The following is a 15,835-nucleotide window of genomic DNA, read 5'->3' on the forward strand; positions in this document are numbered from 1 at the left end:
CGCCCCGGCTTCTATCGGTTCGGATCGAAGCCGCAACTCAATCCTGAACCATGTACTGATCCCAGAAACCCTCGGCGGGCTGGATCTGCTCGACCACATCGACGAGAACGCCAGCCGGATCCCGGGTCATGAACCGCCGCTGCCCCCACGCCTCATCCGTCAGAGGATGGACGATAGGGGCGCCATTCGCCTTGAACCGCTCGAACATCGAGGCCGCGTCGCCGACCTCGACCGTCAGGATCATGCCCTGACCGTTGAAATTCTCCGGCCCGGGCGGGTTGGAGGGATGGTCGGGATGCATGAAGGCCAGCGTTGCACCTCGGTTCCCAGCCTCACCCGGTCCGACGAGGTAGATGAACCAGCTCGCCTCGAACGCCACCTGGAAACCGAAGTGGGTGACATAGAAGTCCCGGGTCTCGGTCAGGGCGGGTGTGGTGACGAGCGGGTAGAGGTCGCGAACTTTCATTGGAGCATCTCCTTTGGTGGCGGACGTGTTTGCCAGACCGGGCACCGGCGCCAGGGTCGGCAGAACTGGAAGCAGGGCAAAAGCCCTCAGGACTGCCCGTCGGGGAAAGATGGACTTCATTGGAATGGTCCTCAGCCGATACGGGGTTGCAGGCGGGGCGCCGCACGGAATTCCGCCCAGGCAAACAGCACGACCACCAGCGCCTGCAGGATGATCAAGCCGGCACCCACCAGGTTCGGGCCGGCAATGGCCAGCACAAGGAAGCTCGCCGCGACCCAGGCGATGTTGCCGATCACGACAAGCCGGACACCCGAAGCTGATGGATCGTCCTGATACGACAGGAAGGCCATGAACGCCGCTGTCGGGAAGAGCAGGCAGCCGGCGTAGAACAAGAGGTCTTTGGAAACCCCCATCAGTTCGCACAGTATGGAAGCGAACGATACGAGGACGACGCCCATCAGCGCGCAGGTGATTGCGTCGAGGGCAAGGATTTTCTTCAGGATCATGGCGATGCCTCCGGTTTTGGAATGGAGGCATATGACGCCGTATCCGAAAGCAAATCGATTATGCGGGAGGTAATAGCCGCGACGGGCGCATCCGGATAAAACCCTGTCGGTCGGGTGACGTCGAAGGGCCGTCTCCTCAATGGCGTGCCCGGCGTTTGGTGATCTTCCGTGCCAACAGCGAGCGACCGGTGCCATGATCGAATCCGTGCACACCGAACCGGTATGGCGGGAACGCTCTGACTTCATCATCGCCGCGCGGCTGCCGGAGGCGGACCGGACGGAGCAGCTATGGGCCCGTCAGGTCGGCGACCATCGATTCGAGATCTGCTGCATCCCTTTCTTCACCTACAACCTCGCCCTCGCCGACATCGTCGAAACCGATCACGACCATGAAGTGTTGAGGACAGTCTCCCTGTCGGGGCGCTCGGTGTTCAGGGTCTGGTTCGGCGGGTCCGCTCATCCGCAGGAAGAAATCGTGCGCGCGCTTGCCGCGCGCGGGGCTCTGGTGGAGCGGTCTTCCGGGAACCTGATCGCGGTCGATGCCGCCGACAGAAGCATTGCGCTGGCGGTGCGTGTCTTTCTGGATGCCCATGAGAAACGAGGGCACCTAGCCTACGAGACCGGCAATTAGGCCCATCCGCCCGGCGGGAAGCCCTCAATCATCAGCCTCGAAAGAGGCCGGCCGACCGGCAAAGCCGGGCACCCTCGATGGCTGCAGGCCAAACCGGCGGGCGAACAGGCGCGAGAAATGGCTCGCGCTGTTGTATCCGACGGACAGCGCGATCTGGGTGACGCTCATCCCGCCCGCGCCCAGGAGCCGGCGCGCCTCGAGAAGCCGCTGCTCCTGCAGATAGGCATACACCGCGACCCCGTACAGGCCGCGAAATCCGGTCTTCAGCCGCTTCTGGCTGAGTCCCGCCTCGCGCGCCAGCGCCTCGATCGTCCAGTCCCTCGCGAGATCGGAGACCATCAGTTCACGCACCTGCCGCAACTGGCGGCGGTCGCGCGGCGGCGTGGCCGCCGGCTGCACCTTTCGCATGGCAGCGATCGCAGTGCTGATGATGTCCAGGGCGCGCGCCTCGAGAACCAGGTCGCCACGCTCCGACATCGCGCTGTCGAACAGCGCCTTGATGTGCCCCAGAAGCTCCGGCGGCACCGGCAGGACGCCGACCCAGGTCTCGCCGCTCGACGCCGAGTGCAACGGATGTTCGCCATTCAGGGCGTCCAGCAGATCGCCGGCGCCGAGCCGCTCCCAGAGGTCCATGCCGACGCGAATGTCGATCCCCCTGAACCGCGTGCCGAGCGGCACGTCGTAATAGCCCGTCGCCCCCTTCGGAGCCGACATCACATAGACCCGGCCCGGTCGATAGGGCACCGCGGCGGCGCGCGCCCCGCCGGCATCGAGAATCCAGCCCTGCCCCGAAGCATGAAAGAGGCAGTCGATGGCGACGCAGGGTTCCGTCTGGTAGCGCCCGACGAAGTCCTCACCGACCACGATGTCGAAGACCGAGATCGTCAGACCATTGCGAACGCCCAGGATCTTGTAGGCGCCTTCCGTGGTGGGGGGCGCACGCGTCTCCTCGGCCGGACTCGGGCCGAGAACCACCACTTCCTGCTGATCGGACTGCGCCAGCGCCCGCTGCTCAACCCGTAAACTCATGGCTGCAAATCCATGGATCACGCCCCCGAAACGCCGGTTCACGGCAAATTATGGACCCGATCGCAGTATCCATGAACCTGATTGTTATAGTCAAGTTTTTAGCCCGCGCTTATGAAGACCCCGATTCTGACGCTGAGGGGACATGGCAAGCATCGTTCGAAACCTGATGGCGCGCTCCGCCGGCTGGGCGGTGCTGGGCTGGCTTGCGGGGCTATACGCCGCGCAATCGGTGACCGGAAGCATGGTGCAGACGGCCCTGCCGGTCGTGCTGCGCGATGTCGGCATGCCGCTGGACAGCATCGGCTATCTCTCCGTTCTGTTCCTGCCCTGGGCGCTGAAATTTCTCTGGGCGCCGCTGGTCGATCGCTTCCTGAACGAACGCTCGTGGATCCTCTGCTGCCAGGCCGGCATCACGCTTTGCTTCGTGATCGCGGCAAAACTACCGCCGCAGGAGCACATGCCCTTCTTGGCGTGCGTCCTGCTCGTGATGGGCTTTCTGGCCGCCACCCAGGATATCGCGACCGACTCGCTGGCGGTCCACGCGACGGACCCGGAGACGCGCGGCGCGGCGAGCGGCGCATCCACCGCCGGCGCGTATCTCGGTTTCCTGATCGGCGGCGGCATATGGCTGCTCGTCTACAGCCACGCCGGCTGGGCCGTTTCGATGCTGGCCATGGCGGCATTCGTCGTCACGCTCAGCCTGCCGATCGCGCTTGCGAAACGGCGTCCCGTCGGCCCCACCCCGCAAGCCGAGATGCCCGTGAAGCCCCGCCTGCGCACCACGCTCTCCAACCGCGTTCTGATGCGCGGATTGGTCTTTCTCCTCGTCTATCAGCTTGGGCTGCGCGCCGGTTCGTCGATGACCGGCCCCTATCTGGTCGACAAGGGCGTTTCCCTCGACCTGATCGGCATCATCCGGGGCGCCGGCGGTGCTGCCGCGGGCTTCCTCGCCGCGACGGGCGGCGCGGTGCTCGTGCAGAAGGTCGGCATCGTCCGATCCATCATACTGCTCGCCGCGCTCAACGCAGCCGTGCTCCTACTTCTGGCGATCCTGGAAACCACAGGAGAGATTTCGCCGACGACCGCCATCGTCCTTCTCGTCGTCCAGAGTGCCGCCGTCGCCATGTCCTTCGTCGCCGTCTATGCGGCGATGATGAACTGGTGCAATCCGCAGCAGGCGGCCACCGACTTTGCCGTGCTGCAAAGCGTCGATGCCGTCCTTGCGATCGCCGCCGCTTCGGCTGCCGGCGTGCTTGGCCAGGCCTTCGGCTATGGCTGGATCTTCGGCCTTGCCGCTTGCGCCATCGGCGCCGCGCTTCTCGTCGCACCGCGTTTCCTGGCCGGTGCCAGCATCAGGCCATCGGGTCTGCAACTCCCTGAAGAGGTTCCACAAAAATGAAACACAAACTCCTCCGGGAAGCCTCCCTTCTCGCGCTTGCCACCGGCCTGTCTTTGCACGGCGCATCCGCTCAGGATTTCTCCGGCACCACCCTTCTCGAACGCCTCGTCATCACCTCGACCAAGCGCAGCGAGGATTACTTCGCGGTGCCGGCGCTGGTCGACGTCGCCGAACCCGGCGAACTGAGGCGGCGCAACATCGACAGCGTGGCCGATCTCGACCGCGTCTTTCCCGACGTGAACATCCGCGCGCGGTCTGGCCGCACCTATTCCAACTTCACCATTCGCGGACAGGCATCGCTGGATTTCTACAATCCCAGCACGCAGGTCTATGTCGACGGACTGCCGCAGGACAGCTTCAACCTCGCCCGCGCCCTGCCCGGCGATCTCGAGAGCGTCGAACTTCTCTACGGTCCGCAGGGGACGCTCTATGGCCGCGGCGCGATCGGCGGCGTCATCAACATCACGACCCGCAAGCCCGGCGACGAATTCCGCTTCGGCATCGACGGCGCGATCACCTCCGAAGGCGCCAGCAGTTCACTCCGCATCAACCTGCCCCTGATCGAAGGCGCGCTGTTTGCGGACGCGACCGTCTCCGCCCTGCGTGAGAACGACACCTACACGACGATGATGACGGGAGAGGACGTCGGCGGAACGGACGACGTTCACGGCCAGGTCCGGCTGCGCTACGCCCCGGAGGGCAGCCCGCTCGACATGATGCTCACGGCCGGGCGCGGCCGGGTGACCTCGACCGAGGAGTATTTCGTCATGGAATCGATGCTGGAGGACAGGATCGCGCTTCCCGTTCCCTCCCGATACGATCTCGACACCTGGAATCTCGGCCTGAATGCCAGCTACGATCTGGGCTTCGCGACGATCACCGCCCTGACCGGCTATCAGGACAGCACCCTCGACCGCACGATCTTCGGCAACTACACGCCGGAATGGCAGAGCACGTTCAGCCAGGAGCTCCGCATCGCATCCAACCCCGATGAGGGCAATGTGATCGACTACGTGGTCGGCGGCTATTATCAGAATCTGGATTTCACACGGAAGGTGCCCGCCGCCAACCAGGTCTCCAACCAGAAGATCGGTTCCTACGCGCTTTTCGCCGACCTCACCTGGCACGCGACGGACCGGCTGGACATCAGCCCCGGCCTGCGTTTCGACTACGAAAAGGCGAAAGCCACCTCCGCAGGCGGCGTCACGCTCGACGGAGAAAACAGCTTCTCGTCCCTCTCGCCCAAGCTCGGCGCGAGCTATCGCGTTTCGGACGAATGGCTGGTCTACGGGCTGTTCAGCACCGGCTTCAAGGCCGGCGGCTTCACCCGCACCATGACGCCCGCCAACATCGCCTTCACCTACGACCCGCAGACCACCTACAATGGCGAGGTCGGCGTCAAGTACCGCAACGATGCGGGCACGCTGGAAGCGCGGCTTTCCGCCTACTACAACGTCACGCGGGACTACCAGATGTTCGTCGGCATCCAGCCGGTGCAGTATCTCCAGAATGTCGGCGAGGTGACCTCCAGGGGCGTAGACCTGAAGGTGCGCGCCATGCCGACCGACAGGCTCGGCGTCACCGCAGGCATCGGCTACAATCACACCCGGTTCACCGCCTACGACAACCCCGTGACGCCCGGAGTGGACCGCACGGGCAACAGAGTGCCCTACGCCCCGGAAATCACAGCCAATCTCATGGTCGATTACCGGTTCGACCTGGCGGGCGACTACGGTGCGCTGATCCCCTACGCCGCCGTCAGCTATGTCAGCGACATCTATTTCGACGAGACCAACACGGTTGGCCAGGACGGCTATGCGCTCGTGGATCTCGGGGTGAAATGGGAGGTCAACGAGAAGGTCGCCGCCGAGGCGTTCGTCACCAACCTGTTCGACAAGACCTACACCACCTACGGCTTCAACGCCGGCGCGCCCTACGGCAATGTCTATCAGTTGGGACAGGGCCGCACGATCGGCGGGCGCATCAACCTGACCTTCTAGGGGGACGTGCCATGCGCATCCTGATCGCCGGCGGCGGCCCCGCCGGCCTGACGCTCGCCGCTTGCCTGCGCGACCGCGGCATCGAGGCCATGGTCATCGAGAAGGCGGAGAGGGAACGCACCGGCGGCTATTCCATCGGCCTGCACGTTAACGGCTGGAACGTTGCGGAGAGGCTGGGTCTGATCGAAGACCTCAGGGAGAAGGCAATGCCGCTCGGTCCGGCGCATCATTGCGACCGTAGGGGGCGGAAGCTCTTCTCCTACGACTATCGGACGCTGGCGAAGGCCGCCGACGGCCGCATTCTCGCGATCATGCGCAGCGATTTCCAGGACCTCCTGACCCGGAAGGTCGGGCGGGACGTCGAGATACGCTACCGGACAACCCTCGAAAACATTTCCGACGATGGGGACGGCGTCGACGTCACCTTCTCCGACGGACGGCGCGACCGCTTCGATCTGGTGGTCGGGACGGATGGATATCGCAGCCATCTGCGCGCCCTGGCATTCGGACCGGTGGAACACTTCCTGAGGCCGCTCGGCTACCGCGCAAGCGCCTGGCGGGTGCGGCTCGAAAAGCCCCTCGATGCCAGCTTCGTCGGCATGATGGACGTGGACCACCAGGGCGGTCTCTACGACATCGGCGACGGGACGGCGGCGACGCTTTTCTGCTGGCGCGACAAGAGAACGGAAAGGCTCTCCCCGGCGGAACGCCTCGAGGTGCTCATGGAGCGGTTCGGCGACTGGCCCGACCCCGTTCGCTCGGCGCTGCGCTCTCCCATCGACTGGGACCGGGCCTTCTTCGACACCGTATCGCAGATCGAGATGCCCGGATGGTCGAAGGGCAGGATCGTCCTGCTGGGCGATGCGGCCTGGTGCCTCACATTCCTTGCGGGACAGGGAACCTCCACGGCCATGGCCGGCGCCTACATTCTGGCGTCCGAGCTCGCCGGCAAGCCGTTCGCCGAGGCCTTCGCGGCCTATGAGGAGCGTCTGCGCCCGCTGGTCGACCGGGTGCAGGCGGTGTCGCGCCGGATCGGCGGACATTACATCCCGCAGAGCACCTTGGGGATGCGGATACAGTCCTGGGTTCTTCCCCTCCTGCTCTCGGGGCCGCTGGTGCGCCGGACCACAGCACGCCTCGGCGCGCCGGAACTGGCGCTCGGCCCCGCCGGAAGCTGACCGCAGGCCGACCGGTGCATTCCCTGCTGAAGCGATGTCACTTCGGCGGGTAACTCTCCAGGCGGCCGGCGGTCTCGCAGTGCGAACTCAGTTGCGGAAGGCAGCGAGGGGAAAGCGCCGGCAGAGCGCCCTCACCTCGTCGAGGACGGCCCGCTCGACAGCGCCGTTGTCCTCTCCATTGGCCGCAAGCCCGTCGAGCACGCGGACCGCCATCCGGCCGACATCGCCGAACTCAGCACGCCCGAAGCCGCGCGTGGTCGCGGCGGGCGTCCCCAGCCGGATGCCGGAGGTGACGAAAGGCTTCTGCGGATCGAACGGGATGCCGTTCTTGTTGCAGGTCAGCCCGGCGCGTTCCAGAGCCTCCTCCGCGTCGCGCCCGGTAACGCCCTTGGCGCGCAGATCGACAAGGACGAGATGCGTGTCGGTGCCGCCCGAAACCAGCGAGAGCCCGCCATCCATCAGGGCTTCGCCAAGTGCTTCCGCATTCTCGACGACGCTTTCGGCATAGCTGCGGAACCCTGGCGCCAGCGCTTCGCCGAAAGCCACGGCCTTGGCCGCCACAACATGCATCAGGGGCCCGCCCTGCAGGCCCGGGAAGACCGCCGAGTTGAACTTCTTCGCGAGGTCGCCGTCATTGGTGAGGATGAGGCCGCCGCGCGGCCCCCGCAGCGTCTTGTGCGTCGTCGACGTGACCACATGCGCGTGGGGAAACGGGCTGGGATGGACGCCTGCCGCCACGAGGCCGGCGATATGCGCCATGTCCACCATCAGCCAGGCCCCGACCTCGTCGGCGATCGACCGGAACGCCTCGAAATCGATATGGCGCGGATAGGCCGATCCGCCTGCGATGATCAGCTTCGGGCGATGGGCGAGCGCCGCCTCGCGCACCGCATCCATGTCGATCCGGTGATCGCTTTCGCGAACGCCGTAGTGAACCGGCCGGAACCACTTGCCCGAAAGCGCCACCGGCGCGCCATGGGTCAGGTGCCCGCCATGGGCGAGCGACATGCTGAGAAAGGTATCGCCCGGCTGGAGCAGCGCGAAGAACACCGCCGTGTTGGCCTGCGCGCCGGAATGCGCCTGGACATTGGCGAATGTGCAGCCGAACAGCGCGCAGGCACGCTCTATCGCCGCCTGCTCCACCTCGTCCACCACGGTGCAGCCGCCATAGTAGCGCCGGCCCGGATAGCCTTCCGCATATTTGTTGGTGAGTACGGAACCCTGCGCCCTCAGCACATTGGCCGAGACGATGTTTTCCGATGCGATGAGTTCGATCTGGCCATCCTGGCGCTGGTACTCGCGCTCGATGGCGTCAAAGACGGGGTCGTTCATGAATTGCTCCTCAGGCATGGCATGCCCGCCGGCAATCCGGTCCCGTGACATCACGGGGACGAAACCTCATCGGGAGGGATCACGGGCGGGGCACGCGGTTTTTCTTGCTTTGATGCCCCATCTGTCTTGGCGCCTGAGAGTATTATCCCGTCGGCGGAACACCTCCGAAGCGGCGGCGCTCTCTCTCCAGATGTAGAAATGTCGCGGGAAGGTCCTTTTGCCTGAGAGTTTCCGGGGCGGTTGCTCCTTCGGCGCCGGCTCTGCCGGCCTCTCCCTTCCGCACGTCTTTCGGTGGTTGTCTCTTCCTCCCTGAATGATCGGACGGGCCGATTTAAGCGGATACGAAGAAATCCCGCAACTCCCGCAGCTCGACGACGTGGCAATAGATCATGTTGATGATCGCGAGCTCGTGCCGGTGCAGCTCCATGGTTGCCGCCGCGCAGCAATCCTCGACCACGACGACGCCAAAACTCTCGTCCGCCAGGCTGCGCACGGTGGAGGACACGCACTGGTCGGTGAAGATCCCGGTGCAGATGACGTCGCGTATGCCCATGTTGCGCAGCATCAGCCGCAGGTTGGTGCCGGTAAGCGCGCTGTCGGTGGTCTTGAGAACCTGTATCTCGTCGTCCCGCGGCGCGAGTTCGGGAACCACCTGGCTGTCGGCGCGGTCCTTCGGCAGGAGAAGATAGTTGAAGCCCGGTTTCTTCTGGCTCAGCGAGCGGTCGCGACCGTCGGGCTTGTGGCAGGCGATGCGGGCGAAGATCACCTCGACGCCCCTTTGCCGGCAATCCGCGATCAGCCGGGCATTGTTGGGAATGACCGTCTCGCGCATGCGGCTGTAGAAGGGTTCCCAGCGACGGGTCTCCTCCTCGGTCTCCTTCGGTTCCAGATAGGTGTTCTGGACATCGATCACCAGGAGCGCGGTGCTGGCGGGGTCGAGGCGGATGTCTTCCGGCTCCTCCGCATTGGCGTAGTAGAAAGAGCGGTGGGCGGTTTTCCAGCTCATGCACCTTGTCCGTTGAAAACGTCCGAACGCATAAAAAGGGGCGGCCCTTGGCGGCCGCCCACCGGTCATCAGTCGACCGAAATCTCATGCAGCGGGAAGATGCCCATCGGGTTCTGGTAAAACCCTTCGACGCCCTTCCGGCTGATGTTGGAGAAGGGGCTGTAGAAGAGGTCCACCCAGTGAACGTCCTCCTTCACCTTCGCCTGAATGTCGTAATACATCTGGCGGCGGGTATCCTCGTCCAGTTCGGCGCGGGCCTTCTTCACCAGCTCCGTGACTTCCGGATTCTCGTACCGCGAGAAGTAGCTCTTGTTCTCGTCGGCGCCCACCGTGAAGGCGACCTTCTGGTCCGGGTCGAGCACGTCGTAGGTCCAGTAGACCACCGCGAGATCGTAATCGCCTTCGACCAGGCGGCCCCATGTCTGGCCGGGATCGAGCTTGCGGATGTTCACCTTCAGCCCGATCGCGGCAAGCTGCTGCTGGATCATCACGGCGATCTGTTCGTTCGCCTTGTTTCCGGCTGCGCCGTTGAAGGTCAGTTCGGCGCCCTCCGCACCGGCCGCCTTGATGAGTTCCTTGGCCTTCTCCGGGTCATAGGGCAGGTTCTTGTTGTCCGCATAGTAGAACATGGTTCCGGCAGGCATGAGCGAGTTCGCCACCTGCGCCTTGCCGAAGGTCACCACCTGGGTGATCGCATCGAGGTTGAGCGCCATGTTGATGGCCTGCCGCACCTCCTTCTTGGCCAGGACCGGGTTCTCGTGGTTCATGAGAAGCGAGTCCTCGCGGGTCGACGGGTCGAGATGGACGCTGACCGCCGCATCCTGCTCGAGCGAAGGAATGAGCGAGAAGGGAATCATGATCGCCGCGTCGAGTTCGCCGGCGCGCACCTTCAGGACACGCGTGTTGTCATCCGGGATCACGTGCCACTCGACGCGATCCACCTTCGAGATGGCGCCGCCATAATAGTGCTCGTTCGGCTCCAGGGCGAGCATCTCGCCGCGCCGCCATTCCACCACCTTGTAGATACCGGCCGTGACGGGGCTGGTGCCATAACCTTCCTCGTCCGCCTCGATGGCATGCTTGGGGACGATCGAGGCGGCGGCCATGGAAAGGGACGGCAGGAAGGCCGCGGACGGCTCGCTGAGCGTGATGCGGATCTGCCTGTCGTCGAGGGCTTCCACGCTCTCCATGATGGCGAAGACGCTGCGCATGGCCGATTCTTGATGATCGCGCAGGCGCGTGAGGCTGAACACCGCGTCCTCGGCCGTGACCGGGGAGCCATCGGAGAACTTGGCCCGCTTCAGCGTGAACGTATAGACCTTCTGGTCGTCGGACACGCCGTAGTCCTCGGCCAGGTCGAGCTCCACCCCGTCGCCCTCGCGGTTCGAGCGCAGCAGGAAGGCATGGATGTTGTTGTCGATCCAGATATCGACATTCTGGCTGGTCTTGATGGGATCGAGCGTCGTGGAGTCTTCGTTGCGGCCGATGCGCAACACATTGTCGGCTGCCGCCTGTTCTATTCCCATTGTCAGAACAAGCGCCAATGCAACCAGCATTTGGCGAAGGGAATGCTTCATGGTTTGTCTCCTCCCTGTGGGCAAACACATCTGGACATAGCGTCCCGAAACAGCTAAATATTGCATAGCAATATGAGTAACCGCTTTGCAGTTTTAAATAACACAGGTTGAACCCGATGGGAATATTTCATGCGAAACCGCCGGAATTGCCTCTGGCGACCATGGACGCCGAAGGCGAGCGCGACCCGTTGTTCGTGGGCTCGGTGGCAAAGGCGCTGCGCGTCCTGCAGGCCTTCCGCGAAGCCGACCGGGAGTTGAGCCTGGCCGAGATATCCGACCTCAGCGGCCTCGGCCGCAGCGCCGCTCAGCGCTTCTGTCACACGCTGCTCCTTCTCGGCTATCTGGAGAAGGATCCGCGCAGCCGGCACCTGCGGCTCTCCGCGCGGGTCCTCGATCTGGCCTATTCCTTCCTGTCCAGCAATCCGTTTCTGGCCGTTGCGTCGCGCTTCGTCCTGGCCGCCCACGAGGCGAGCGGCCATGCCTTCAATCTCGGCCAGCCGATCGACGCCGACATGATGTATGTCGTGCGTCTTCCCAGCCTTCATGCGGCGATCACCAGCCCGCTGGTGGGCGGACGCGCGCCGATGTACTGCACCGCCAGCGGCCGCTCGTATCTTTCGGCCCTGCCCGGTGAGGAGTCAGACTTCCTGATCGAGCACTCCACCCTCGATGCCATCACGCCGCACACCATGACCGACCGGGGCGCGATCCGGGCGCGGCTCGATGTCATCCGCGAGAAGGGATACGAGGTGGCCAACCAGGAATGCGTGATGGGCGAGCTCACCGTGGCGTCCCCGGTGCTCGGCCGCGGCCGCCAGGCGCTCGGCTCCGTCAACCTCTGCGTGACCACCCGGGAATGGACCATCGAGCGCGTGGAGGAGGAACTGTCGCCGATCATCACGCAGCTCGCCAACGAGATCTCGCGCGCGCTCGGAGCCTCCCCCTCGGCCTGATCAGGGGTAGAGGAGGCACGCGCAGTCATGCGAGGTCCCCACGCCGCGCCTTTCGGGCACCACCGTCCGGCATTCAGACATCGCCTTCGCACAGCGCGGATGAAACGCACAGCCCGGCGGCAGCGACAGCGGGCTTGGCGGCTCGCCGGCCAGCAGGCTGCCGTCCCTGATCGAGCTCCCATCCATCGTTGGCCGTGCTGAGAGCAGGGCCTGGGTATAGGGGTGGCGCGGATTGGCGAAGACCTCCTCCGTCGGTCCGTACTCGACGATCCGCCCCAGATACATGACGGCGAGGCTGGCGCAGACGTGGCGGACCACGGAAAGATCGTGGGAGATGAAGATCATCGCCAGATTGCGCTGTTCCTTGAGGTCGATCAGCAGGTTGAGAATCTGCGCCTGGATCGAGACATCGAGCGCGGAAACGGACTCGTCGGCGATGATGACCTCCGGCTCCACCGCCAGCGCCCGCGCAATGCCCACGCGCTGGCACTGCCCACCGCTCAGCTGACGCGGCTTGCGATGGACGAAGTCCTGGCTGAGCCCCACCGTCTCCAGAAGCGCAAGCACCCGCTCCATGCGCTGCTCCGGCGCGCACAGGCCGTGAACCTTCAGGACTTCCGAAAGCGTCTCGCCCACCGTCAGGCGGGGATTGAGGGAAGCATAGGGATCCTGAAACACGATCTGGGCGGACCGCCTGAACGAGAGCAGCGCATTCCCCTGCAGGGGACCGACGGCGGCGCCACGGTAGAAGACCTCGCCCTTCTGGTAATCGACGAGCCGCAGGATGGCGCGTCCGAGCGTGGTCTTGCCGCAGCCCGATTCGCCCACCAGCCCCAGCGTCTCGCCCCGCTCCAGGGACAGGGAGATGTTCTGGACGGCCTGCACGGCGCGCGGCGCGGCTCCGCGGACGACATCCGTCAGGGATCGCTGCTGGCGGAAGGACACGGTCATGCCGCGTATGTCGAGTAACGGTCCTTCGCTCATACGGCCAGTTTCTCCCAATGGTGGCAACCGCTGGCCCGCCCGGGCGCCACGGTCGCCAGGACCGGCGCCCGCTCCCGGCATTCATCGTCGGCCATGGAGCATCGCGTGACGAAGCGGCATCCGGCGGGCCAGGCATGCGGTGCGGGCGGACTGCCCGGAATGGCCGGCAGGCGCTCCCCGGCAACGGTCATCTCGGGCTGCGAGGCGAGAAGCGACTGCGTGTAGGGATGCAGCGGGCGCCTGAGCAGTTCCCCTGCCCGCGCCGTCTCGGCCACCTTGCCGCCATACATCACCGTCACCGTGTCGCAGGTCTGCGCGACCACGGCGAGATCGTGGGTCACCAGCAGGATCGAAAGACCCAGACTGTCGCGCAGATCCATCAGCAGGCGCAGGATCTGCGCCTGAATGGTGACGTCGAGCGCCGTGGTCGGCTCGTCGGCGATGAGGATGCGCGGACGGCAGGCGAGCGCAGCGGCGATCATGGCCCGCTGCTTCATGCCGCCGGAGAACTCATGCGGATAGTTTTCCACGCGGCGCAGCGGATCCGGTATCCCCACCTGGCGCAGCAGTTCCACCGCTTCCTGCCGCGCTTCCTGCCGGCTGGCGCCATTGCGCTGACGAAACACCTCGCCGATCTGGTCGCCGATGGTCATGACGGGATCGAGGCAAGCCGAGGGATTCTGGAAGATCATGCCGATCCCGTGGCCGCGCACCGTCCGCATGCGGGCTTCGTCGAGCGCGGTCAGTTCTTCGCCATCCAGCCTGATGCTGCCCCTGGTGACATTCACGCCGGACGGCAGGAGACCGATGATGGCGCGACAGGTGAGCGACTTGCCCGAACCGCTCTCGCCGACGATGCCCTGGATCGACCCTTCCTCCAGCGCAAGCGAAACGTCCTCCACGAGACGGAGCGCCGTCGCGCCGCGTCGCGCGCCGAGATCGAGGCCGGAGACGGTCAGGAGCGGAGCGGCGCTCATGGATCCACATCCAGCTGTTCGGCCAGCCCGTCGGCCAGCAGGCTGAAGCCCAGCGCCATCAGGACGATGGCGACACCGGGGAAGGCCGGGATCCACCAGGCCGTCGTGATGAAGGTCTGGCCCTCGGCGATCATCACGCCCCATTCGGCCGTCGGGGGCTGCACGCCCATGCCGAGATAGCTCACGGACGCGCCGGCGAGGAGCACCAGCACCACGTCCGACATGGAGAACACGATCGACGCGACGAGCGCGTTGGGCAGGATATGGCGCAGCATGATGCGCATGTCCCCATAGCCGAGCGCGCGCGCCGCCATCACGAAATCCGAGGATTTGAGGACAAGCACCTGCGAGCGCACGAGCCGCGCATAGGACACCCACCCGACCAGCGTGATGGCGATATAGAAGCTGTAGAGGCCTGGCCCCAGCACGGCGATGATCGCCATCAGCAGGATCAGCCAGGGAAAGGCCAGCATGATGTCCAGCAGGCGCATCAGCACCATGTCGATCACGCCGCCGAAATAGCCCGCGATCAGCCCGATGAAGGTGCCGAGGACGAACGGCAGCACGACGCCCAGCACGCCGATCTGGAGATCGACGATCGTCGCGTGGATGATGCGCGAGAGAATGTCGCGCCCGAACATGTCGGTCCCGAGCCAGTGGGTCGCGGAGGGCGGCGAAAGCACCGCGCCATAGTCGTGCACGTTCGGGTCGTAGGGAGCGATCCATGGCGCCGCGAAGGCGATCACCACCCAGAAGGCCACCATCAGGATGCCCGCCATGAGAACCGGCTTGGGCGAGCCGACCCGCCGACTGATGAAGCCGCGGGTACGGGAGAGTGCCGGAACCGCCCCGGTCATTGCGATATCCTCGGGTCGAGCGCGACGGTGATCACATCGACGACGAAGCTGACGAACACCGTTGCGCAGGCGAACACCAGGGTCAGGCTCTGGACCACCTGATAGTCGCGCGAGAAGATCGACTTGACCATGAGCTGGCCGAGGCCTGGAATCGAGAACACCGTCTCCACGACAACCGTCCCGCCGATCATCCAGCCGATGTTCACCCCCAGGAGATTGATCGCCGGAATGAGCGAGTTGCGCAGCACATGCCGGTTGAAGATCCACCGCGGGGAAAGCCCCTTGGCCCGCGCCGCCATGACGAAATCGGCGCCGAGCGTCTGCAGGAGGCTGGCCCGCATCGTGCGGATGAGGATGGCGGACAGGGCAAGCGCAATGGTCAGGGACGGCAGGAACAGATGGTGCAGATGCTCGATGAAGCTGTTGCCGTAGCCGCCCACGGGAAACCAGCCGAACCCGACGCTGAACACGATGATCAGCATCAGTCCCAGCCAGAAAGTGGGAAAGCCCAGCCCGAAGGTTGAAAAGCCACGAATGATCTGGTCCGGCAGGCGCCCCCGATAGAGCGCGGCGACCACTGCGAGGGGCAGCGTGACCAGAATGGACAAGACGGTCGAATAGACGAGCAGGAACCCGGTCGCCTGCGTGCGCCGCGCCAGAAGGTCGGAGATCGGCACCTTGTAGACGATCGATTCTCCCAGATCGCCGCCGAGCAGATTGCGCACGTAGTAGAAATACTGGACCAGAAGGGGCTGATCGAGGCCGTAGCGGGCCCGCAGCGATGCGACCACTTCGGGCGAGGTCCGTTCGCCGAGCAACGTCCGGATCGGGTCGCCGGGGACGGCGTGAAGCAGGAAGAAGGAGATCAGGCTGATGCCGATCAGCACCGGTATCAGTTGCAGCGGGCGATGGAGGACGAAGCCGTAGCGACCCATGGGCA

15 protein-coding genes and 1 riboswitch are annotated in these 15,835 nt (G+C 64.9%); of the genes, 5 read left to right on the forward strand and 10 right to left on the reverse strand.

Translation table 11 applies throughout. The features are described from left to right. Nucleotides 1–37: 37 nt before the first annotated feature. Together NA2_RS17780 and NA2_RS17785 are read right to left on the reverse strand one after the other, a co-directional pair. Complete coding sequence (locus NA2_RS17780) at nt 38–466, reverse strand: VOC family protein (protein WP_008598478.1); 429 nt, start codon at nt 464–466, stop codon at nt 38–40. Nucleotides 467–597: 131 nt separating this feature from the next. Next, nucleotides 598–972 carry a hypothetical protein gene (locus tag NA2_RS17785; protein ID WP_008598480.1) on the reverse strand — a complete coding sequence of 125 codons (375 nt, stop codon included), beginning with the start codon at nt 970–972 and terminating at the stop codon, nt 598–600. 193 nt (nt 973–1,165) lie between these two features. Here NA2_RS17785 and NA2_RS17790 point away from each other — a divergent pair, with 193 nt between their 5' ends. Then, on the forward strand, nt 1,166–1,603 hold the full coding sequence (locus NA2_RS17790) for a DUF4265 domain-containing protein (RefSeq protein ID WP_008598481.1): 438 nt from the start codon (nt 1,166–1,168) through the stop codon (nt 1,601–1,603). A gap of 24 nt (nt 1,604–1,627) precedes the next feature. Here NA2_RS17790 and NA2_RS17795 read toward each other — a convergent pair whose 3' ends face one another. Next, nucleotides 1,628–2,632: a helix-turn-helix domain-containing protein gene (locus tag NA2_RS17795; protein ID WP_008598483.1), complete on the reverse strand. Its 1,005-nt coding sequence runs from the start codon at nt 2,630–2,632 to the stop codon at nt 1,628–1,630. A gap of 142 nt (nt 2,633–2,774) precedes the next feature. Between NA2_RS17795 and NA2_RS17800 the strand changes: the two genes are divergently transcribed. Genes NA2_RS17800 through NA2_RS17810 form a run of 3 tightly spaced genes read left to right on the forward strand, consistent with a single transcriptional unit; the run spans nt 2,775 to nt 7,209 of the window. Beyond that, nucleotides 2,775–4,031 carry an MFS transporter gene (locus NA2_RS17800; protein ID WP_040678442.1) on the forward strand — a complete coding sequence of 419 codons (1,257 nt, stop codon included), beginning with the start codon at nt 2,775–2,777 and terminating at the stop codon, nt 4,029–4,031. Beyond that, nucleotides 4,028–6,031: a TonB-dependent receptor gene (locus NA2_RS17805; RefSeq protein ID WP_008598486.1), complete on the forward strand. Its 2,004-nt coding sequence runs from the start codon at nt 4,028–4,030 to the stop codon at nt 6,029–6,031. Before NA2_RS17800 ends, NA2_RS17805 begins: the two co-directional genes overlap by 4 nt. An 11-nt stretch (nt 6,032–6,042) precedes the next feature. After that, entirely contained in the window at nt 6,043–7,209 is a 1,167-nt protein-coding gene (locus NA2_RS17810; RefSeq protein ID WP_008598487.1) for an FAD-dependent monooxygenase, read from the forward strand. Nucleotides 7,210–7,296: 87 nt separating this feature from the next. Here NA2_RS17810 and glyA read toward each other — a convergent pair whose 3' ends face one another. From glyA to NA2_RS17825, 3 genes are all read right to left on the reverse strand, one after another. Then, nucleotides 7,297–8,541 carry a serine hydroxymethyltransferase gene (gene glyA, locus NA2_RS17815; protein WP_008598488.1) on the reverse strand — a complete coding sequence of 415 codons (1,245 nt, stop codon included), beginning with the start codon at nt 8,539–8,541 and terminating at the stop codon, nt 7,297–7,299. Between the two features lie 199 nt (nt 8,542–8,740). Further along, a riboswitch (glycine riboswitch) is annotated at nt 8,741–8,826 on the reverse strand. A 46-nt stretch (nt 8,827–8,872) separates the two neighbouring features. Continuing rightward, nucleotides 8,873–9,547 (reverse strand): cysteine hydrolase family protein, encoded by a 675-nt coding sequence (locus NA2_RS17820; protein ID WP_008598489.1) that lies wholly within the window; start codon nt 9,545–9,547, stop codon nt 8,873–8,875. A 68-nt stretch (nt 9,548–9,615) separates the two neighbouring features. Continuing rightward, the gene (locus NA2_RS17825; RefSeq protein ID WP_008598490.1) at nt 9,616–11,124 is read right to left on the reverse strand and encodes an ABC transporter substrate-binding protein; all 1,509 of its coding nucleotides are present in this window, start codon (nt 11,122–11,124) and stop codon (nt 9,616–9,618) included. Between the two features lie 116 nt (nt 11,125–11,240). Between NA2_RS17825 and NA2_RS17830 the strand changes: the two genes are divergently transcribed. After that, nucleotides 11,241–12,077, forward strand: a complete 837-nt coding sequence (locus NA2_RS17830; protein WP_081582723.1) for an IclR family transcriptional regulator — start codon at nt 11,241–11,243, stop codon at nt 12,075–12,077. Here NA2_RS17830 and NA2_RS17835 read toward each other — a convergent pair whose 3' ends face one another. Genes NA2_RS17835 through NA2_RS17850 form a run of 4 tightly spaced genes read right to left on the reverse strand, consistent with a single transcriptional unit; the run spans nt 12,078 to nt 15,830 of the window. After that, nucleotides 12,078–13,061, reverse strand: coding sequence for an ABC transporter ATP-binding protein (locus NA2_RS17835; protein ID WP_008598492.1), 984 nt, complete (start codon nt 13,059–13,061; stop codon nt 12,078–12,080). Continuing rightward, on the reverse strand, nt 13,058–14,038 hold the full coding sequence (locus NA2_RS17840) for an ABC transporter ATP-binding protein (RefSeq protein WP_008598493.1): 981 nt from the start codon (nt 14,036–14,038) through the stop codon (nt 13,058–13,060). The genes NA2_RS17835 and NA2_RS17840 overlap by 4 nt, the downstream gene beginning before the upstream one ends. After that, nucleotides 14,035–14,901, reverse strand: coding sequence for an ABC transporter permease (locus NA2_RS17845; RefSeq protein ID WP_420798712.1), 867 nt, complete (start codon nt 14,899–14,901; stop codon nt 14,035–14,037). Before NA2_RS17845 ends, NA2_RS17840 begins: the two co-directional genes overlap by 4 nt. Beyond that, complete coding sequence (locus NA2_RS17850; protein WP_008598495.1) at nt 14,892–15,830, reverse strand: ABC transporter permease; 939 nt, start codon at nt 15,828–15,830, stop codon at nt 14,892–14,894. Before NA2_RS17850 ends, NA2_RS17845 begins: the two co-directional genes overlap by 10 nt. Nucleotides 15,831–15,835: the final 5 nt, after the last annotated feature.

The organism is Nitratireductor pacificus pht-3B, assembly GCF_000300335.1.
Taxonomy (GTDB): Bacteria; Pseudomonadota; Alphaproteobacteria; order Rhizobiales; family Rhizobiaceae; genus Nitratireductor; species Nitratireductor pacificus.